Source organism: Aeromonas sp. HMWF016, assembly GCF_963878195.1.
Taxonomy (GTDB): Bacteria; Pseudomonadota; Gammaproteobacteria; order Enterobacterales; family Aeromonadaceae; genus Aeromonas; species Aeromonas lacus.
On the sequence record NZ_CAWNWX010000094.1, the window covers coordinates 28,922 to 48,597 of the forward strand.

General features: G+C 54.4%; 21 protein-coding genes. All 21 read left to right on the forward strand.

Annotated features, from left to right (window positions below):
* The first annotated feature begins 26 nt into the window (after positions 1–26).
* The 21 genes from flhA to AACS24_RS15155 all read left to right on the forward strand — a co-directional run bounded on the left by flhA (position 27) and on the right by AACS24_RS15155 (position 19,669).
* Positions 27–2,132, forward strand: coding sequence for a flagellar biosynthesis protein FlhA (gene flhA, locus AACS24_RS15055; protein WP_108571165.1), 2,106 nt, complete (start codon positions 27–29; stop codon positions 2,130–2,132).
* Between the two features lie 16 nt (positions 2,133–2,148).
* Positions 2,149–3,570 carry a flagellar biosynthesis protein FlhF gene (gene flhF, locus AACS24_RS15060; RefSeq protein ID WP_108571166.1) on the forward strand — a complete coding sequence of 474 codons (1,422 nt, stop codon included), beginning with the start codon at positions 2,149–2,151 and terminating at the stop codon, positions 3,568–3,570.
* A gap of 1 nt (position 3,571) precedes the next feature.
* Positions 3,572–4,447 carry a MinD/ParA family protein gene (locus AACS24_RS15065; RefSeq protein ID WP_013723550.1) on the forward strand — a complete coding sequence of 292 codons (876 nt, stop codon included), beginning with the start codon at positions 3,572–3,574 and terminating at the stop codon, positions 4,445–4,447.
* Positions 4,440–5,159 carry an RNA polymerase sigma factor FliA gene (locus AACS24_RS15070; protein WP_108571167.1) on the forward strand — a complete coding sequence of 240 codons (720 nt, stop codon included), beginning with the start codon at positions 4,440–4,442 and terminating at the stop codon, positions 5,157–5,159. Before AACS24_RS15065 ends, AACS24_RS15070 begins: the two co-directional genes overlap by 8 nt.
* A gap of 123 nt (positions 5,160–5,282) precedes the next feature.
* Entirely contained in the window at positions 5,283–5,654 is a 372-nt protein-coding gene (gene cheY / locus AACS24_RS15075) for a chemotaxis response regulator CheY (RefSeq protein ID WP_005298814.1), read from the forward strand.
* A gap of 12 nt (positions 5,655–5,666) precedes the next feature.
* Positions 5,667–6,407, forward strand: coding sequence for a protein phosphatase CheZ (locus AACS24_RS15080; RefSeq protein ID WP_108571168.1), 741 nt, complete (start codon positions 5,667–5,669; stop codon positions 6,405–6,407).
* An 11-nt stretch (positions 6,408–6,418) separates the two neighbouring features.
* Positions 6,419–8,644 carry a chemotaxis protein CheA gene (locus AACS24_RS15085; protein ID WP_108571169.1) on the forward strand — a complete coding sequence of 742 codons (2,226 nt, stop codon included), beginning with the start codon at positions 6,419–6,421 and terminating at the stop codon, positions 8,642–8,644.
* A gap of 32 nt (positions 8,645–8,676) precedes the next feature.
* Positions 8,677–9,792, forward strand: coding sequence for a protein-glutamate methylesterase/protein-glutamine glutaminase (locus tag AACS24_RS15090; RefSeq protein ID WP_108571170.1), 1,116 nt, complete (start codon positions 8,677–8,679; stop codon positions 9,790–9,792).
* Between the two features lie 2 nt (positions 9,793–9,794).
* The gene (locus AACS24_RS15095; protein WP_181364193.1) at positions 9,795–10,532 is read left to right on the forward strand and encodes a flagellar motor protein; all 738 of its coding nucleotides are present in this window, start codon (positions 9,795–9,797) and stop codon (positions 10,530–10,532) included.
* Positions 10,533–10,534: 2 nt separating this feature from the next.
* Positions 10,535–11,452, forward strand: a complete 918-nt coding sequence (locus tag AACS24_RS15100) for a flagellar motor protein MotB (protein WP_108571171.1) — start codon at positions 10,535–10,537, stop codon at positions 11,450–11,452.
* Between the two features lie 4 nt (positions 11,453–11,456).
* Positions 11,457–12,251, forward strand: a complete 795-nt coding sequence (locus AACS24_RS15105) for a ParA family protein (RefSeq protein WP_033114443.1) — start codon at positions 11,457–11,459, stop codon at positions 12,249–12,251.
* Complete coding sequence (locus AACS24_RS15110; protein WP_108571172.1) at positions 12,248–13,120, forward strand: chemotaxis protein CheW; 873 nt, start codon at positions 12,248–12,250, stop codon at positions 13,118–13,120. Before AACS24_RS15105 ends, AACS24_RS15110 begins: the two co-directional genes overlap by 4 nt.
* A 69-nt stretch (positions 13,121–13,189) precedes the next feature.
* Positions 13,190–13,678: a chemotaxis protein CheW gene (locus AACS24_RS15115; RefSeq protein WP_033114441.1), complete on the forward strand. Its 489-nt coding sequence runs from the start codon at positions 13,190–13,192 to the stop codon at positions 13,676–13,678.
* An 18-nt stretch (positions 13,679–13,696) separates the two neighbouring features.
* Positions 13,697–14,083, forward strand: a complete 387-nt coding sequence (locus AACS24_RS15120) for a DUF2802 domain-containing protein (RefSeq protein ID WP_108571230.1) — start codon at positions 13,697–13,699, stop codon at positions 14,081–14,083.
* Positions 14,084–14,275: 192 nt separating this feature from the next.
* Entirely contained in the window at positions 14,276–14,911 is a 636-nt protein-coding gene (ccmA, locus tag AACS24_RS15125; RefSeq protein WP_108571173.1) for a cytochrome c biogenesis heme-transporting ATPase CcmA, read from the forward strand.
* 4 nt (positions 14,912–14,915) lie between these two features.
* Positions 14,916–15,584, forward strand: a complete 669-nt coding sequence (ccmB, locus tag AACS24_RS15130; RefSeq protein WP_033114438.1) for a heme exporter protein CcmB — start codon at positions 14,916–14,918, stop codon at positions 15,582–15,584.
* A gap of 168 nt (positions 15,585–15,752) precedes the next feature.
* On the forward strand, positions 15,753–16,493 hold the full coding sequence (locus AACS24_RS15135; RefSeq protein ID WP_108571174.1) for a heme ABC transporter permease: 741 nt from the start codon (positions 15,753–15,755) through the stop codon (positions 16,491–16,493).
* A gap of 2 nt (positions 16,494–16,495) precedes the next feature.
* Entirely contained in the window at positions 16,496–16,702 is a 207-nt protein-coding gene (ccmD, locus tag AACS24_RS15140) for a heme exporter protein CcmD (RefSeq protein WP_033114436.1), read from the forward strand.
* Positions 16,699–17,190: a cytochrome c maturation protein CcmE gene (gene ccmE / locus AACS24_RS15145; protein ID WP_033114435.1), complete on the forward strand. Its 492-nt coding sequence runs from the start codon at positions 16,699–16,701 to the stop codon at positions 17,188–17,190. The genes ccmD and ccmE overlap by 4 nt, the downstream gene beginning before the upstream one ends.
* On the forward strand, positions 17,187–19,142 hold the full coding sequence (locus AACS24_RS15150) for a heme lyase CcmF/NrfE family subunit (protein ID WP_108571175.1): 1,956 nt from the start codon (positions 17,187–17,189) through the stop codon (positions 19,140–19,142). The genes ccmE and AACS24_RS15150 overlap by 4 nt, the downstream gene beginning before the upstream one ends.
* On the forward strand, positions 19,139–19,669 hold the full coding sequence (locus AACS24_RS15155; RefSeq protein WP_041208898.1) for a DsbE family thiol:disulfide interchange protein: 531 nt from the start codon (positions 19,139–19,141) through the stop codon (positions 19,667–19,669). The genes AACS24_RS15150 and AACS24_RS15155 overlap by 4 nt, the downstream gene beginning before the upstream one ends.
* Positions 19,670–19,676: the final 7 nt, after the last annotated feature.

Genomic DNA, 19,676 nt, shown 5'->3' on the forward strand with positions numbered 1-19,676 from the left:
CCAGCGAGTAAAGATCGAGAAAAGCGATGGAATTCAAGGCATCATTGGGCCGGTTAAAAGAGTACAGATGGCTGCTTGGCAAAGGGGTCGGTACCCCGTTGCTGGTGCTGGCATCCATGGGGATGGTGGTTCTGCCCATTCCGCCTCTGATGCTGGATATCCTCTTCTCCTTCAACATCGCGCTCTCCATCGTGGTGCTGCTGGTTGCCGTCTACACCCGCCGTCCTCTTGAATTTGCCGCATTTCCTACCGTGCTGCTTATCGCGACTCTGCTTCGTCTGGCGCTTAACGTTGCTTCTACCCGAGTTGTTTTGCTGGAAGGCCACAACGGCAGTGCTGCTGCGGGGCATGTAATTGAGGCCTTCGGTAACGTAGTGATCGGCGGTAACTATGCGGTCGGCATCATCGTCTTCATGATCCTGATGATCATCAACTTTGTGGTGGTCACCAAGGGTGCAGGCCGCATCTCCGAGGTGAGCGCCCGCTTCACTCTGGATGCGATGCCTGGCAAGCAAATGGCCATCGATGCCGATTTGAACGCCGGCCTTATCAATCAGGAAGAGGCCAAAAAGCGCCGCCAGGATGTGACTCAGGAGGCTGATTTCTACGGTTCCATGGACGGTGCGTCCAAATTTGTTAAAGGGGATGCGATTGCGGGCATCATGATCCTCTTTATCAACATACTGGGGGGCTTCATCATCGGCATGGCCCAACACCAGCTCACCTTCAGCGAATCGGCCCAGATCTACACCTTGCTGGCTATCGGTGATGGCTTGGTTGCCCAGATCCCCTCCCTGCTGCTCTCTATCGCAGCCGCCATCATAGTCACCCGGCAAAATACCGATCAGGATATGGGGACTGCGGTATTGGGACAGCTGTTCGATAATCCCAAGGCGCTAGTCATTTCTGCCGGTATCTTGCTGATGATGGGCAGTGTGCCCGGTATGCCGCATGTGGCATTTCTGAGTCTGGGTGGCGTAGCTGCGGTCGGAGCCTGGTGGCTGCTGCGCCGCGAGAAACTGCTTGCAGCCAAGGCAGCCAAAGGGGAGTTGATGCCGGCAAGTGCCGACCAACCTGCTCACGAGCAGAAAGAGCTGAGCTGGGACGACGTGATGCCAGTCGATATCATCGGTCTGGAAGTGGGCTATCAGCTCATTCCGCTGGTGGATCGCAGTCAGGGAGGCGAGTTGCTCAACCGGATTAAAGGGGTGCGCAAGAAACTGTCTCAGGAGCTGGGTTTTCTGGTTCCAGCGGTACACATTCGCGACAATCTTGATCTGGCGCCCAATCAATATCGGATCACCTTGATGGGAGTCAGTACCGGCGAAGCCAATGTTTACCATGATAAGGAGATGGCCATTAACCCGGGTCAGGTCTTTGGTCAGGTGCAAGGCATTGCAGCACGGGATCCCGCCTTCGGGCTGGAAGCTGTCTGGGTTGCCAAGGATCAGGTCTCCCAGGCACAGACTCTGGGCTATACCGTGGTGGATACGGCGACCGTGGTTGCCACCCATCTTAGCCAGATCCTTACCAACCATGCCTCGTTGCTGCTCGGTCACGATGAGGTGCAACAGCTGCTCGACATGATTGGCAAGCACCAGAGCAAGCTGGTTGAAGGATTGGTACCTGAAGTCATCAGCATGGGTAACCTGGTGAAGGTATTGCAGAATTTGCTCAATGAAGGCGTGCCAATTCGCGATATGCGCACTATCCTGCAGACCCTGGTGGAGTACGCACCCCGTAGCCCGGATCCGGAAGTGCTGACAGCCGCCTGTCGGATTGCCCTGCGCCGCCTGATCGTGCAGGAGATTGCCGGCCCGGATCCCGAGCTGCCGGTGATTACCTTGGCCCCAGAACTGGAACGTATATTGCATCAGTCCTTGCAGGCAGGTGGCGGTGATGGGGCTGGTATTGAGCCGGGTTTGGCGGAGCGGATGCAGCGCTCACTGGTGGAGGCCACACAGCGGCAAGAGTTGGAAGGTCAACCAGCCGTGTTGCTGACATCGGGTATCTTGCGCAATACCCTGGCCAAATTTGTAAAGAATGCCATTCCTGGATTGCGCGTTCTGTCGTATCAGGAAGTGCCTGATGACAAGCAGATTCGTATCGTCAGTGCAGTCGGACAGAACTAGTTAGCGGAGATGACGGGTGAAGATTAAGCGGTTTTTTGCCAAGGACATGCGAACGGCTCTGGCCGAGGTCAAGGAGACTCTCGGGCCGGATGCCGTCATCATGTCCAACAAGAAGGTGACCGGAGGGGTCGAGATAGTCGCCGCCGTTGACTATCAATCCCAGGTTCCGGGGCCTAGAGATACGCCGGTTCGCCGTCAGCTGAACGATGAGAGCGTCAATATTTCGTCTGCCGCGCGGCAGATGGGGCGCCCTGAACCAGCACCCAACCAGAACGAACACTATGCCGATACGCTGGCAGCCTTGCTTGCTCGTCAGCAAAAGCTCCAACCGGGCAATGCTGCCGGGATGGGTGGCGCTCAGCCAGCCGCAATAGCTGCCACGACTTCTGCGCCGAAAACCCTTGCAGAACAGGGACAGTGGGGGGCCGCTCCCGAACCTGCCAAACCTCGGGCTCGTGCCACATCCACTTCTCCTCGTGCCCCTCAGTCCAATCAACGGGATCAGGAGATGGAGGGGATGCGCAAGGAGATGGCCAGTATCCGCAAGTTGCTGGAGCACCAGATCTCCGGTTTGATGTGGCAGGAGGTGGAGCGCCGGGAGCCGATGCGTGCGCTGCTCATCAAAGAGCTCAAGAAGATGGGGTTTGACGATGCTTTTGCCGATCAGCTGGCTGGCATGATCCCGGAAGATATGTCGATCCATCAGGGAATGGCTCAACTGGCTGAAGTGCTTACAGCTCAACTCAAGATCAGCGAAGACGAAATTTTGCGGCAGGGCGGCGCGGTTGCGCTACTTGGTCCGACCGGGGTGGGTAAGACTACCACCATTGCCAAACTGGCAGCACGCTTTGCCATGAAATATGGTGCTGAACAGGTGGCGCTGATCACCACTGACAATTACCGGATCGGTGCCCATGAGCAGTTGCAGACCTATGGTCGCATCATGGGATGTCCGGTTCGTCAGGTGCGCGATGCCGAGGAGCTGGCCAGCGCGCTTTATCAATTCCGCCATCGTCGGTTGGTATTGATCGATACGGCAGGGGTCGGTCAGCGGGATATTCGCTTGACCGAGCAGCTCGATACCTTGGTCAAGAATGCCAAGGTGCGGATCCGCAGTTATCTGGTTATGTCCGCAACCTCCCAGCGTCGGGTGATGCAGGAGGCGGTTGACCATTTCCGGCGTATTCCGCTTAGCGGCTGCATACTTACCAAATTGGATGAAAGTCTGAATCTGGGCGAAGTGATTAACGTGTGTATCCAGAATTCATTGCCCATCAGCTATATCACTGACGGACAAAGGGTTCCGGAAGATATTCAGGTTGCCAATGCGGCGCAGCTCGTCGGGGCTGCCATGGGCTCGCTGGAGCGAGAAACAGAGGAGCCCTACTTCTGGGGCGCAGGCTTTGGCGAGGCCGAAGATTCGGAGTTTTATGAGTAACATGTATATGGATCAGGCGAGTGGTCTGCGCAAAATGCGTCAAAACAATCGAGTAAAAGTAATCGCCGTTTCCGGTGGTAAAGGTGGCGTGGGCAAGACCAACGTGACCCTGAACGTAGCCGGAGCCATGGCCGCCCAAGGCAAGCGGGTGATGGTGCTGGATGCCGACCTGGGTCTGGCCAACGTCGACGTCATGCTGGGGCTGCGGGTCCATCGCAATCTCTCCCATGTCCTGGCGGGTGAATGCACCATCGACGATATCATCGTCGAAGGTCCCTACGGCATGATGATCGTGCCCGCGACCTCGGGCACCCAGTCCATGGTCGAGCTTTCTCCGGTGCAGCATGCCGAGCTTATCCGTGCCTTCAGCGAGATGAAAACCCAGGTCGACATCCTGCTGGTGGATACGGCTGCGGGGATCTCCGACATGGTGCTGAGCTTCACCCGGGCCGCTCAAGACATCATGGTGGTGGTCTGCGATGAGCCGACCTCCATCACCGATGCCTATGCGCTTATCAAGATCCTCTCCAAAGATCACGGTGTGTTCCGCTTCAAGGTAGTGGCCAATATGGTGCGCAGTCTGCGCGAAGGGCAGGAGCTCTTTGCCAAACTGACCCGGGTCACGGATCGTTTCCTCGACACCTCGCTGGAACTGGTCGCTTGTGTACCCTATGACACCAATCTGCGTGCCGCAGTGCGCAAGCAGAAGCTGATTGTCGAGGCGTTTCCCAAGTCGCCGGCCGCACTGGCGTTCCGAGCCCTTGCCAACAAGGCGGCGAGCTGGCCGGTGCCCAACCAGCCAGGCGGCCATCTGGAGTTTTTCCTGGAAAATTTGTTGCAGAAACCGGCCACAACACAGGAAGGTTCCCGTGAATAAAGCCCAAGCGTACTTGCGTCATCAGGATTCCTATGTGCTGGTGGAGCGTCATGCTCCCCTGGTCAAGCGAATTGCCCAGCATTTGTTGGCTCGCCTGCCCAGCAGTGTCTTGCTGGATGACCTGATCCAGGCAGGTATGATTGGGCTGCTTGAAGCCTCCCGCAATTTTGACGGTAGCAAGGGGGCCAGCTTCGAGACGTATGCCGGGATCCGCATCCGAGGCGCCATGCTGGATGAGATCCGGCGTGGTGACTGGGTACCCCGCTCTGTGCATCGCAACAGTCGCGCTATTGCAGAGGCGATCGAGAATGTCGAGCAGACTCACGGGCGTGACGCGCGAGATACCGAGGTTGCTGCCGAGATGGGGGTCTCCATCGCTGATTACCATGCGATGCTGCAAGACGTCTCTTGCGGCAAAATTATCGGCATCGAAGATTTGGGGGTCAGCGAGGATGTGATCGGCAACCCCGATGATGCCCCTTCAGGCTCGGGATTCGATGAATTGGCTGCAGAGCGATTTCAGATTGCATTAGCCGAGCAAATTGGTCGCTTACCAGAGAGGGAAGCCTTGGTTCTCTCTCTTTACTACGATGAAGAGCTGAATTTGCGCGAAATCGGCGAGGTTTTGAATGTCAGTGAGTCACGGGTGAGCCAGATCCACAGTCAAGCAATGCACAGATTACGTGCTCGTTTGCGAGATTGGCATCTATAAGTGTTTGTACTGGCTACACTGAGACTAAACTCTAAGGCATAATCCGCACGACACAACCCGTTTTTAGCATCATGTAAGTGAGCCGCCGAGGCGGCTATTTAGGAGGGAATTTTGGACAAGAACATGAAAATCCTCATTGTTGATGACTTTTCAACGATGCGCCGGATTATCAAGAACTTGCTGCGCGACTTGGGATTCAACAACACCCACGAGGCGGATGATGGCAATACAGCATTGCCGATGCTGAAAAATGGTGATTTCCAGTTTGTCGTAACTGACTGGAACATGCCTGGCATGCAAGGTATTGACCTGCTCAAGGCCATTCGGGTTGATGACAAACTCAAACATCTTCCGGTTTTGATGGTGACAGCTGAAGCCAAACGCGAACAGATCATTGAGGCCGCCCAGGCTGGCGTTAATGGCTACATCGTCAAGCCTTTTACTGCAGCGACGCTCAAAGAAAAACTGGACAAGATTTTTGAACGAATCGGCTAAGGAGCTGCAGGGATGATGGCCAAAACGAGAGCAATGATTTCGCTCGACCAGGCAAGGATGCTTGTTGCTCATCTTGAGCAAGGTGAATTTGAGCTGGCCGATGATCTGCTTGCCGAAGTGTGTGCCCCCAATGCCTCCGATCTGTTTGACAAGGTCGGTCAACTGACAAGACAACTGCATAATTCACTACAAGAGTTTCGCCTTGATCCGCGGATTCCCGATCTGGCTACTCATGATATCCCCGATGCTCGGGAACGCCTTAGCTACGTTATCGATATGACTGACAAGGCCGCGAACCGCACCATGGATGCGGTAGAAGCCAGTCTGCCGATTGCAGATCGTCTTAATGACAATATCCAGCTGGTTATGCCGAACTGGAATGCCTTGATGTCCCGCGACATGAATGTTGGGCAATTCAAATCGCTATGTCACCAACTCGATGATTTTATTAAGGCTTCAGAGTCTGATGCCGATAAATTACGGCAACTGTTGACAGAGATCCTGATGGCGCAAGATTTTCAGGATCTGACAGGGCAGATGATCCGCAAGGTCATCAAACTTGTGCAGGAAGTAGAAACAAAATTAATAGAAATGCTGACTATGTTTGGTGAGGCTTCTGCAGAGCATTCAACTCGCAACCTTCCTATCAACGGAATTGAAGCTGAAGGCCCCATCATGAACCCCGAGGCCCGTGCCGACGTGGTCAATGGTCAGGATGATGTGGACGATCTGCTGTCTAGCTTGGGATTCTAATGGAGTGACGCATGGCCTTCGAAGTTGATGAAGACATACTGCAAGACTTTCTGGTCGAAGCATCCGAAATATTGGAACAGTTGTCTGAGCAACTGGTCGACTTGGAAAAGCGGCCCGATGACAAGAACCTGCTGAACGCGATTTTTCGCGGCTTTCATACCGTGAAAGGTGGGGCTGGGTTCTTGTCGCTGGGCGAACTGGTTGACGTATGCCACGGTGCCGAGAACGTATTTGATATATTGCGCAACGGCAAGCGTACAGTGACTGCAGAATTGATGGATGTAATCTTGCAGGCTCTGGACGCCATCAACGTCATGTTTGCCCAAGTGCAAAATCGTGAAGCGCCAAGTCCTGCGTCAGAAGATCTCCTGCACGACCTTCATGAGCTGTGCAAGCCTGAGGGTGAAGAGCAACTGAGGACTGCAACCAGCAGTGCTGCCTCTGATGTTATTGTTGCCGACCCCGAACCAGTGGCCCCTCAAGTAGACGTTTTCGTTGCTGAGCCTGAAGTACCAAAAGCGGTGGTTTCAGCAGAGAACGTTGAGCCATCAGCCGTTAATGGCGGGGGCTCTATTGACGAGATCTCTGCTGACGAGTTCGAACGTTTACTGGATGAGCTGCATGGTGTTGGCGGAGCGCCAACCAAAGCGGCTTCAACATCTGTGACCACAGATTCCGGTGACATTACTGATGATGAGTTCGAAGCCTTGTTGGATCAGCTGCATGGCCAGGGACAACATATAGGTGCACCAGAAGTTAATCCGCTTAAGTCGGTGCAGAAGGAAGTAGACGAGCTGATCGATGATGATGAGTTTGAACGCTTGCTTGATGAACTTCATGGGCGCGGACAAGGGCCACAGAGTACAATTGCACCTGCCGCACCTGCCGCACCTGCCGCACCTGCCGCACCTGCCGCGGTGCCAGCTCAGTCCAAACCTGCAGTGCCTACTCCTGCAGCCAAGCCCGTGACCAGTGCCTCAGCAAAACCTGCAGAATCACCAGCCAAGGCTCCTGCACCAGCAGCCAAGGCTTCTGCTCCTGCCCCTGCGGAAAACAGTGCCGTACAAAGCGATACAACGGTGAGGGTGGATACCAAGACGCTCGACGTGATAATGAATATGGTGGGCGAGTTGGTATTGGTGCGTAACCGCTTGGTTAGTCTTGGTATTGCCAGCAACGATGAAGAGATGTCGAAGGCTGTTGCCAACCTGGATGTTGTGACTGCTGATCTGCAAGGTGCGGTCATGAAGACCCGAATGCAACCAATCAAGAAGGTTTTTGGTCGATTCCCGCGCGTTGTTCGTGATTTGGCTCGTACTCTCAAAAAAGAAATCGAATTGGTCATGGTCGGTGAAGAGACCGATCTTGATAAAAACTTGGTTGAAGCATTGGCTGACCCCCTTGTTCACTTGGTTCGTAACTCCTGTGACCATGGGGTTGAGTTGCCCGAGATCCGTGAAAAAGCGGGTAAACCACGTCAGGGAACCATCACCCTGAGTGCTTCTCAGCAAGGTGACCATATCCTGCTCTGTATCGAAGATGATGGTGCAGGTATGGATCCAGAAAAACTCAAGTCTATAGCAATCAGCCGTGGTGTACTGGATGCAGATACTGCTGCTCGCATGAGTGACAATGATGCCTACAACCTGATTTTTGCTCCGGGTTTCTCTACCAAGTCAGAGATTTCGGATATATCTGGCCGCGGTGTCGGTATGGATGTGGTGAAGACTAGCATTGTCGGGCTCAATGGCTCAGTACACATTGATTCGACATGGGGTAAAGGGACGCGTCTTGAAATCAAGGTGCCCTTGACGCTGGCTATTTTGCCGACCCTGATGGTAGAGGTGGGGGAGCAAACTTTTGCTCTGCCGCTTGGCTGCGTGAATGAGATTTTCCATCTGGATCTGAAAAAGGCCAATATGGTGGATGGTCAGCTCACCATCATTGTTCGTGAGAAGGCAATTCCGCTCTTTTATCTGCATAAATGGCTGGTGCGTGGTCCCAACAAACGCTCCCGTCAAGATACAGGTCATGTGGTTATTGTGCAGATTGGGACACAGCAAATTGGTTTTGTTGTTGATAGCCTGATTGGCCAGGAAGAGGTGGTTATCAAGCCACTTGATAGCTTGCTGCAAGGAACGCCAGGTATGGCGGGGGCAACAATTACCAGTGATGGTGGAATAGCCCTGATTTTGGATGTGCCGAGTCTGCTCAAAGCATATGCGCGTAGACATTAATAGCTCAGGCCCAAGGAGTTAGAAAAATAACAATGGCAGTCAAGGTATTAGTTGTCGACGATTCGAGTTTCTTCCGCCGTCGGGTAAGTGAAATCATTAGTCAGGATCCCATGCTGACAGTGATTGATACCGCTCAAAACGGACGTGAGGCCGTGGACAAGGCGATTTCACTGCGCCCTGATGTGATCACTATGGACATTGAAATGCCCGTGCTCGACGGCATCAGCGCTGTGCGCGAGATCATGGCCAAATGCCCAACACCTATTTTAATGTTCTCCTCTTTGACCCATGAAGGAGCAAAGGCGACTCTGGATGCACTGGATGCAGGGGCCCTCGATTTCTTACCTAAAAAGTTTGAAGACATCGCCAGAGACAAAGATGAAGCGGTCAGATTACTGCAGCAGCGGGTAAAGGAGATCTCCCGCAAGCGCTTTTTGATGAGCTCTGCTCGTCCTAAAGCTCCTGAGCCGATGACCAGAGCGCCACTGAGTTCTTCTGCTGCATCGCGCACAGCTGAGCGTGTTCCAGAAACACCGCGCATGACAACAGCTCCGGCATTCAAGCGCAGTGGTAAAACTTATCAACTGGTTGCTATTGGTACATCAACCGGGGGGCCGGTTGCATTACAAAATGTGTTGACCAAGCTGCCTGGTGATTTTCCTCACCCTATTTTGCTCATCCAGCATATGCCGGCGACTTTTACAGCAGCATTTGCAGCTCGCCTCAATGGCTTGTGCCAGATCGGTGTCAAGGAAGCTGAGGATGGTGACGTGCTCAAACCTGGTCATGCCTATTTGGCGCCAGGTGGTAAACAGATGTTGCTTGAAGGGCGTGGCGTTGGTGCTCGTATCCGGATAATCGATGGCAATGATAAAGTTAACTACAAGCCTTGTGTTGACATTACTTTTGCTTCTGCTGCGAAAACCTACGCGGACAAGGTGCTTGCTATTGTTTTGACGGGCATGGGGGCTGATGGTCGCGATGGTGCCAAGTTGCTGAAAGAGCAAGGATCCACTATCTGGGCTCAGGATGAAGCATCCTGTGTGGTATATGGGATGCCTCAGGCGGTTGTCAAGGCTGGCATTGCCAGTGAATCACTTCCTTTGGACAAAGTGGCACAGCGTATCCTGGTTGAGTTGGGGCGCTGATCATGGGCTTGTTTGGCCTGCTCCTGGCTTTGGGGGCCATTGCCATTGCCCAATTGTGGCATGGTGGTTCCCTGCTAACTCTGGTTGATGGCCCCGCTTTTCTGATCGTATTGGGCGGCACCTTCGGTGCCGTTACTCTGCAGACTCCCGCCAGATATATCTTGCTTGCGCTCAGACAAGCCCTCTGGATTTTTGTTCCCCCACGTCAAGAACTGGTACTTCAGGCTGAGCGTTTGCAATCTTGGGCTGTATTTGCCCGGCAACAAGGGCTGCTGGCTTTGGAAGATCAGGCGGAGCAAGAGGAAGATGAATTTACCCGCCAAGGGTTGAACATGATTGTCGATGGTGTGTCGACAGAGGATATTCGCATGTTGCTGGAGGCGGATATCGATATCGAGCAAGAGCGCAATGAACATGCGGCCAGGGTATTTGAATCCATGGGGGGCTATAGCCCAACCATCGGGATCATTGGCGCCGTGATGGGGCTCATCCAGGCTATGTTCCATCTCGAAGACCCTGCAGCACTGGGCGCGGGAATTGCGGTAGCCTTTGTTGCAACCATTTATGGAGTGGGGTTTGCCAACCTGATTTATCTGCCTGTTGCTAATCGGTTAAGGGCTTTCCATTACCATTCTGCGCTTTTCCAGGAGATGACGCTGGAGGGGCTCATTGCTATTGCCCATGGTGAAAATGGTCTGCAGGTAGAACGGCGGCTCAAGGCATATCTGAAGGGAGAGTAGCCATGCGTAAGCGTTATCGGTTGCACTTGCAAGGGCGTGAGCATCTGGATCGCTGGCTGGTCTCCTACGCCGATTACATGACTCTCATCTTTGCCCTGTTTGTGGTGCTCTATTCCGTAGCCTTGGTTAACAAGGACAAGTATCGTGCAGTCATTGACGGTATGAGTCAGGCTTTCAGTGTTATTCAGCCGCGCAGTGACGGTTTGCTGGATGGTCAAGGCAATTCGCTATTGGAAAATTCGGCCTCTTCCGCACCTTCAATACTTGATGGCACAAGCGGACCGGCTCCCTCCCTTGCACCTATTTCCGGTGTCCCTATTTTGCAAAATGGCACAACACTTGCGACGCTTGGTACACAGCTGCAGGCAAGCATGGGATCATTGGTTGAGTCTGGGATAGTCAAACTGACCCAAGATGAAAACTGGCTGACTATCGAGTTGAGCTCCGGCCTGTTATTTAGCAGTGGAAGTGCATTTATGGGGCCGAATGCAGCGCCGGTTATCAATACTCTTTCAAGTATTCTCAAACCGGTCGATAACTATGTAAGAGTCAGAGGTTATACCGATAACCAACAGATAAATAATGAAATTTATCGCTCAAACTGGGCTCTGTCTGCGGCTCGGGCTGAGGCGGTATTAAACGGTCTGATTGCCAACGGTATCGCACCTCAGCGCTTGGCATTCGAGGCATATGGTGAGTTTTCTCCTTTTGCAGACAATGGTAGCGAAGAGGGGCGGCTACAGAACCGTAAAGTCGTGGTCGCTATCTCCAAGTTTGCCTGGGTACCTGCAAGACCTGTAGTCAAAACTCCGGCAGCCACAGAGGTTGTGCCGGAAGTGCAAAAAGCGGCGGATGCTGGTGAGGTCAAGGTGATCTCGCTACCCGGTGGTGGCATGCGTATAACAACAAGGCAGGATTGATACAGTGATTGTTTGGACGGTTGCCAACCAGAAAGGCGGTGTCGGTAAAACCACCACAGTGGTCTCTCTTGCCGGGATCCTGGCTCAGCGTGGCCAACGGGTGCTGCTGATTGATACGGATCCGCATGCCTCGTTGACCGCTTATCTCGATTACGATTCGGATCGTCTTGATGGCACGCTCTATGAGCTTTTTCAAGCAGTCAAGCCGACCACCGAGCTTGTCAATAAACTGACGCTCAAAACCAAGTTCGACAATATCAATCTACTGCCCGCATCTATCACGCTGGCAACGCTCGATCGTGTCATGGGGAACCGGGAAGGGATGGGGCTGGTGCTTAAACGCGCGTTGCTGCGTATTCAGGATCAGTACGACTACGTGCTCATTGACTGTCCACCAGTATTGGGAGTGATGATGGTCAATGCTCTGGCTGCATGTGACCGCATCTTGGTGCCTGTTCAGACCGAATTCTTGGCGCTGAAAGGGCTGGAGCGGATGATGAAGACGTTTGAAATCATGCAGCGTTCAAAACGGGATAAATTTCGTTTTACCGTCATTCCGACCATGTTTGACAAGCGTACCCGAGCATCGTTGATGACACTGAAATCAATCAAGGAACAGTACGGTGATGCGGTGTGGAACGCGGTGATCCCTATCGATACCAAATTCCGGGATGCCAGTTTGCTGCATATTCCCCCCTCCATTTATTCACCCGGGAGTCGTGGAACTTATGCCTACGAAACTCTGCTCAAATATCTTGACGCGCTTGAGCGGCAGCGGACTCATGAGGTGACGGCATGAGAGATACCATTCAAGTTCGGGCAATGGATGATTATTTCCATTCGCTGCTCCTTGATGACACGTCAGGGCTTGATGAAATCGAAGAAGTTCCTGCTGCGCCAGTAGTGCAGTTGCAGCGACAACCTCAAAGTGTGCCTGAGGTAGTTGCTCCTCCCTATATGGAGAGTGACCCGCGTCTTACCCAACTGAGTGAATTGCTGGCTCAAGTGGGGCAGGTGCAATTTGAGAATGATGCGTTTACCAATGAGCTAACAGTGTCAGAGCCGCTGCAGATTGTGGCTGAAGAGTCACTGTCGCCAGTAGAGCCTGAGTGGCCCGCAGAGGTATTGAGCCCTGAGATTGCAGAACCGATTACGACGGTAGTAACCGAGACGGCGGTAGAAGTTGCACCGGAAGGAACAGAGTCTCCCATCAGTTGGGAAAATATCGAGACGGGCAAGGAGTTCCAGGCTCTCTTCTTTGAAGTGTCTGGCGTGACGTTTGCTGTGCCCTTGACCGATCTTGGCGGGATTCATCAGCTGGGAGAGGTGACCTCTCTTTTTGGTCAGCCAGGCTGGTATAAGGGGATCATGACTTCTCGCGAGCAAAAGATGAATGTAGTGGATACAGCCCAGTGGGTGATGCCTGGGCAGCATTTGGAGATGGATCCTTACAAATATCTGATTATGCTTGGAGAGTCACCTTGGGGACTGGCGTGTCATCACCTCAAAGGAACTGAATTGTTGCACCGCGATCAGGTCAAGTGGCGCCACCAAGAGGGCAAGCGTCCTTGGCTCGCGGGCATGGTTAAAGAAAAAATGTGTGCCCTGTTGCATGTTCGCGAATTGCTCCTTTTATTGGAGCGTGGGGTCAACATAGAAGGTCGCTGATAACTTCTGCAATCGAGCTGTTTTATTGCTAGTTTTAGCAGTAGACGTTTTCATAAAAGGAATAAAAACATGACAGAAAAGCGCAATATTGCACAGAATCTGGCTGAAGATGAAGTGCTGCAATGGGTAACCTTCCAACTGGAAAATGAGACCTATGGCATCAACGTGATGCAGGTGCAGGAGGTATTGCGCTACACCGAAATCGCGCCTGTGCCGGGTGCTCCCGAATATGTACTCGGGATCATCAACTTGCGTGGTAATGTGGTGACTGTCATCGATACCCGTTCCCGTTTTGGCCTGCCTTCCGGCGATGTGAGTGAAAACTCCCGCATCGTCATCATCGAAGCCGAGAAGCAGGTGATTGGCATCATGGTCGACAGCGTAGCTGAAGTGGTCTATCTGCGCTCCTCCGAGATCGATGCCGCTCCCGCAGTGGGTACCGAAGAGAGCGCCAAGTTCATCCAGGGTGTTAGCAACCGCGATGGTCAACTATTGATCCTGGTTGACCTGAACAAGTTGCTCTCTGATGAAGAGTGGGACGAAATTGGTTCTCTCTAACAATAAGGTGATGTTTTGATCATTGAGATAGTTGCCTTGGTGGTGTCCCTGATTGCACTGGCGTTTGCTTTTTATGTCTGGTCAAGAAGCAAGCGCAGCAAGCAGGAGTCCGAGGCGCACGTGACCACTTTGCAGGGGCAACTTGAAAGCTTGCGCAAACAGATGATGGAGCTGCATACCGGTGCCATTGGCATGGGGCAGCGCCTGCAAGCAGTGGAGGGGGCGATGCAACAGATCAACGATCGCCAGCAAGAGCTGACCATGCAGGATCCAGAGCGCAGGCTCTACAGCCGTGCTGCCAAGATGGTTGAACTGGGTGCCGATCTGGATGAAGTCATGAGCGAGTGCGAGTTGCCAAAGGCAGAAGCCGAACTCTTGATATCCTTGCGAAAAGGTCGTTCTTGATAGTGAAGGAAGGCTCATGCCTTCCTTTATTTTATATGTAGTGACGGGAACAGATCTGAGCCATATCGACACCCCCTTTACCTCTTTTCGCGATCACCATCGCGACTTGCGCCAATTGTTGCATCTATGAAACGACGTATCCCAATACTGTGTTAAGATGCAGGCCGCTTAATTCTATTTGATAACATCCTCATGCTGCTTCAAGTCAACAATCTGAGCTGCGTGCGTGAAGATCGCACTCTGTTTGAACATCTCTCCTTTACAGTTTCACCCGGCGATCTGGTGCAAATAGAAGGCCCCAACGGGGTTGGCAAAACCAGTCTGTTGCGTTTGCTGACTGGCCTCTCACAACCCTTTTCTGGTGAAGTGCTCTGGAATGGGGAGAATATTCGCGCTTGCCGTGACGAGTATCACGCCAGTCTGCTCTATCTGGGCCATCAGCCTGGGGTAAAGGCAGCCCTGACACCCTTTGAAAACCTGACTTTTTATCAGCAACTTCACCATTCTGCGCAGACTGAGAGCGACTTGTGGCAGATTTTGGCTCGAGTTGGTCTGGCCGGTTTTGAGGATAACCCCACCGGTCAGCTCTCAGCAGGTCAGCAACGACGCGTAGCACTGGCCCGCTTATGGCTCTGCAACAAGCCTTCGCTCTGGATCCTGGATGAGCCCTTCACCGCTATCGACAAACAGGGGGTCAAGGTGCTGGAGCAGCTCTTCCTGGCCCATGCCGATCGGGGTGGCATGGTGATCCTCACAACCCATCAGGATCTCACACTGATGCAAGGACGCCTCAAGACCTTGTCACTGACCCCCATGATGCAGGAGTGACATCATGCTGCGCGCTATCCTTCACCTTATTCGACGTGAACTGCTGATCGCTCTGCGCCAGCGTTCCGACATCCTCAACCCGCTCTGGTTTTTCCTGATTGTTATTACCCTATTTCCGCTGGGCATAGGTCCCGAGCCGAAACTGCTGGCTCGTATCGCTCCCGGCATCATCTGGGTTGCCGCTTTGCTGGCGGCCATGTTGTCGCTGGAGCGACTGTTTCGCGATGACTTCAGCGATGGCTCTCTGGAGCAGATGATGTTGATGCCTCACCCTCTGGGCCTGTTGGCGCTAGCCAAAGTGGTTGCTCACTGGCTGCTGACGGGTTTGCCGCTGCTGCTCATCTCACCGCTTATTGCAATTTTGCTCTCCCTCGATATGCAGAGTTATCTGGCTGTGGTGGCGACACTGGCGCTGGGAACGCCGGTATTGAGCCTGCTCGGTGCCATCGGCGTAGCCCTGACTGTTGGCCTGCGCAAAGGGGGGGTATTGCTCAGTCTGCTGATCCTGCCGCTATATATACCGGTGCTGATTTTTGCGACCTCGGCAATTGATGCGGCTGGGATGGGGCTGCCTTACGGGGGTCAGCTTGCCATTCTGGCGGCCATGCTGGTGGGGGCATTGACGTTGACCCCGCTGGCGGTGTCGGCCGCTTTGCGAGTCAGCCTCAACTGACGGAGTTGGCGCAAAAGTAATAAGCCTCGTATGGGGCAATGTTGGAAAAATTAAGTTGCGATGGATCAAGGAGAGCGCCGCTTATTGCTTTCGGGGTATTTGATGCAGCCCTGTGGTCGGTATGGTAGGCCTCGCCAAATGATTAATAACAAAAAGGTTTTGTGAGCTATGTGGAAATGGTTGCACCCTTACGCCAAACCGGAGCGGGCCTATCAGTTGGCAGGTACCCTGCTTCCCTGGTTTGCGGTGATTAGTCTGCTTTCGTTCATCATCGGTTCTGTCTGGGGTCTGGCCTTTGCCCCTGCAGATTATCAGCAGGGTGACTCCTTCCGGATCATCTATATCCACGTCCCTGCTGCCATCCTCTCCATGGGGGCTTACTCCACCATGGCGATTGCTGCGTTTATCGGGCTGGTATGGCAGCTGCGGATGGCGGACATGACGGTAGCAGCCATTGCTCCGGTTGGTGCCATTTTTACCTTTATCGCTCTCTTTACCGGTGCGGCCTGGGGTAAACCCATGTGGGGAACCTGGTGGGTCTGGGATGCCCGTCTCACCTCCGAGCTGATTTTGCTGTTCCTCTACCTCGGCGTCATTGCTCTCTACAACGCTTTTAGCGACAAGGTGCTGGCTGGTCGTGCGGCCGGCATTCTGGCGCTGGTTGGGGTGATCAACCTGCCCATCATTCACTACTCGGTGGAGTGGTGGAACACCCTGCATCAGGGGGCAACCATCACCAAGTTTGCCAAGCCCTCCATCTCTTCCGATATGCTGTGGCCGCTGCTCGTCATGATCCTGGCGTTTGCCACTTTCCTCGGTGCGTTGACCATTATGCGCTTTAGAAACGAGCTCTTGATGCGGGAGTGGCACCGCCCCTGGGTCAAAGAGATAGCCGAGCAGGAGAAGTAAGCATGCACTTTGCCTCTTTCAGTGACTTCCTGGCGATGGGCGGATACGCCTTCTATGTCTGGCTCTCCTTTGGCCTGACTCTGGTCTGCCTTATCGGTATCGTCATTTCCACCCGTATGAAAACCCGCAGCCTGCTGGGCGAATTGCGCAGCAAGCAGGCACGCGAGGCTCGCCGCAAGGCGGCCCAGCAGATGGAGAACACCCTATGAATCCGAGACGTAAAAAACGCCTCACCATTATCCTGGCCATCACGCTGGGGCTCGCGACCGTATGTGGGCTGGTGCTCTATGCCCTGAGTCAGAACATCGATCTCTTCTACACGCCGAGCGAGTTGGTGGAAGGGAAAGGGCCGGACAAGATCAAGCCGGAAGAGGGACAGCGTTTGCGCATCGGTGGGCTGGTTGTGCCCGGCTCGGTTCAACGGGATCCACAAAGCCTCAAGGTAGCCTTCAAGCTGGTGGATAACGGCGGTCATCTGGTGACGGTGGAGTATGACGGCATCCTGCCGGATCTGTTCCGCGAAGGGCAGGGCATAGTGGCACAAGGCACCCTGAAAGATGCCACTACAGTCGAGGCCTTCGAAGTGCTGGCCAAACACGATGAAAAATACATGCCGCCTGAAGTGGCCGATGCCACCAACGGCATGCACTTCAAGCCGCAATATACCGAGGCGCAGTTGAAGGGGAGTAAGCAATGATCCCGGAATTAGGACAGTTCGCACTGATCCTGGCCTTTGCCACCGCTATATTGCTGGGCAGCTACCCGCTGCTTGGCGCCAGCTGGGGGCGCCTTGGCATGATGTCGGCGGCCCGTCCGCTCGCTTATGCCCAGTTCCTGCTGTTGCTGCTGTCGTTCCTCTGCCTGACCTGGGCATTTATCGATAACGACTTCACCGTGCAGTATGTGGCCACCAACTCCAACAGCCTGTTGCCACTCGCTTATCGTATCTCTGCAGTATGGGGGGCCCATGAGGGCTCTCTGCTACTGTGGGTGCTGACCTTGGGGGGCTGGACTGCGGCCGTCGCCATGTTCAGCCGCCGTCTGCCACTCGACGCAGTAGCGCGGGTACTCGGCGTACTGGGCCTCATCTCGGTCGGTTTTACCGCCTTCGTGCTGTTTACTTCCGACCCCTTTATCCGCACCTTGCCCTACTTCCCGGTAGATGGCCGCGACCTCAACCCGTTGTTGCAGGATCCGGGTCTCATCTTCCACCCGCCGATGCTCTACATGGGGTATGTGGGCTTCTCGGTCGCCTTTGCTTTTGCCATCGCGTCCCTGATGACCGGTCGCCTCGATGCGACCTGGGCACGCTGGTCCCGTCCATGGACCATGGCCGCCTGGGTATTCCTGACGCTGGGGATCGTGCTAGGCTCCTGGTGGGCCTATTATGAGCTCGGTTGGGGTGGCTGGTGGTTCTGGGATCCGGTAGAAAACGCCTCCTTTATGCCCTGGCTGGCGGGTACCGCCCTGCTGCACTCGCTGGCGGTGAGTGAAAAGCGTGCCACCTTCAAGGCCTGGACCGTGCTGCTGGCGCTCTCGGCTTTCTCCCTGAGCCTGCTCGGCACCTTCCTGGTGCGTTCCGGCGTGCTGGTCTCGGTGCACGCGTTTGCCTCCGACCCGACCCGCGGTTTGTTCATTCTGGGCTTCCTGCTGGCGGTAATCGGCTCATCCTTGCTGCTGTTTGCCTTCAAGGGCTCGCAGGTGAAGAGCCACGGCAAGCATGAGCTGTGGAGCCGTGAAACCCTGCTGCTGGCCAACAACATCATGCTGGTGGCGGGTCTGTTGACCGTGCTGCTTGGCACCCTGCTGCCGCTGGTTCACAAGGAGCTGGGTCTGGGCAGCATCTCCATCGGTACTCCCTTCTTCAACCACATCTACAGCTGGCTCATCATTCCGTTCGCCCTGCTGCTGGGGATTGGCCCGCTGTTTCGCTGGCGCCGCCAGGATCTGGGCGAGCTCAAGAGCAAGGTCGTGATTGCGCTGCTCCTGAGTCTGGCGGCGGCCTTCCTGCTGCCGCTGACCCTTGCCGAGACATTCAAGCCGTGGGCGGCATTGGGGATCGGTCTTGGCGCCTGGATCATCGTCACCAGTGCGCAGGAGACCTGGGCGCGCGCTACCCACAAGCACAGCTTTGCCATCGGGGTTCGCAAGCTTGGCAATAGCCACTGGGCCATGATCCTGGGCCACGTGGGGCTGGCAGTCAGCATCATCGGTATCGCCTGTACCCAAAACTACAGCATCGAGAAAGATTTGCGGATGCAGGCGGGGGATCGGATCCATTTTGCCGATTACGAGTTTGTCTTCACCGGCATCAAGGAGAAGAACGGCCCCAACTACGACGGTTTCAAAGGCGTGCTGGAAGTGCACAAGGATGGCAAGCAGGTTGCCCTGCTCAAGCCGGAGAAGCGGATGTACAAGGTGACCCGGATGCCGATGACCGAGGCGGCCATCGATGCCGGTATTACTCGTGACCTTTACGCAGCCCTTGGCGAACAGCTCGACAACGGTGCCTGGGCGGTGAGGATTTACTACAAGCCTTTCGTACGCTGGATCTGGTTTGGCGGCGTGTTCATGGCTATTGGCGGCGTGCTGGCGATGCTGGACAAGCGCTACCGTTTTGGCCGTCGTGAGGAGGAGAGCAAGGCATGAATCGCAAGACCTGGCTGTTTTTAATCCCCTTTGTCGTCTTTCTGCTGGGTGCCGTTTTTCTGTTCAAGGGGCTGTACTCTGATCCCACCAAACTCGAATCCGTGATGGTGGGGAAAGAGGTGCCTGTCTTCACCCTGCAGGACATTTACGATCTGAATAAACAGCACGATCGCAGTATCCTGACCGGCCGTCCCATGCTGCTCAACGTCTGGGCTACCTGGTGCCCGACCTGCTATGGCGAGCACACCTATCTCAAGGAGCTGGCGGGGCAGGGGATCTACATCGTCGGGATGAATTACAAGGATGAGCGCAACAAGGCGATCAAGTGGCTGGCGGAGCTGGGCAATCCCTACCAGATCAATCTCTATGATCCGGACGGCATGCTGGGGCTGGATCTGGGGGTATACGGTGCGCCTGAGACCTTCTTTATCGACAGCAAGGGGATCATCCGCTATCGCCACGTGGGGGATATCAACCCCGAAAACTGGGCATCGACCCTCAAACCCATTTTTGATGCCATGAAGTGAGGGGCGT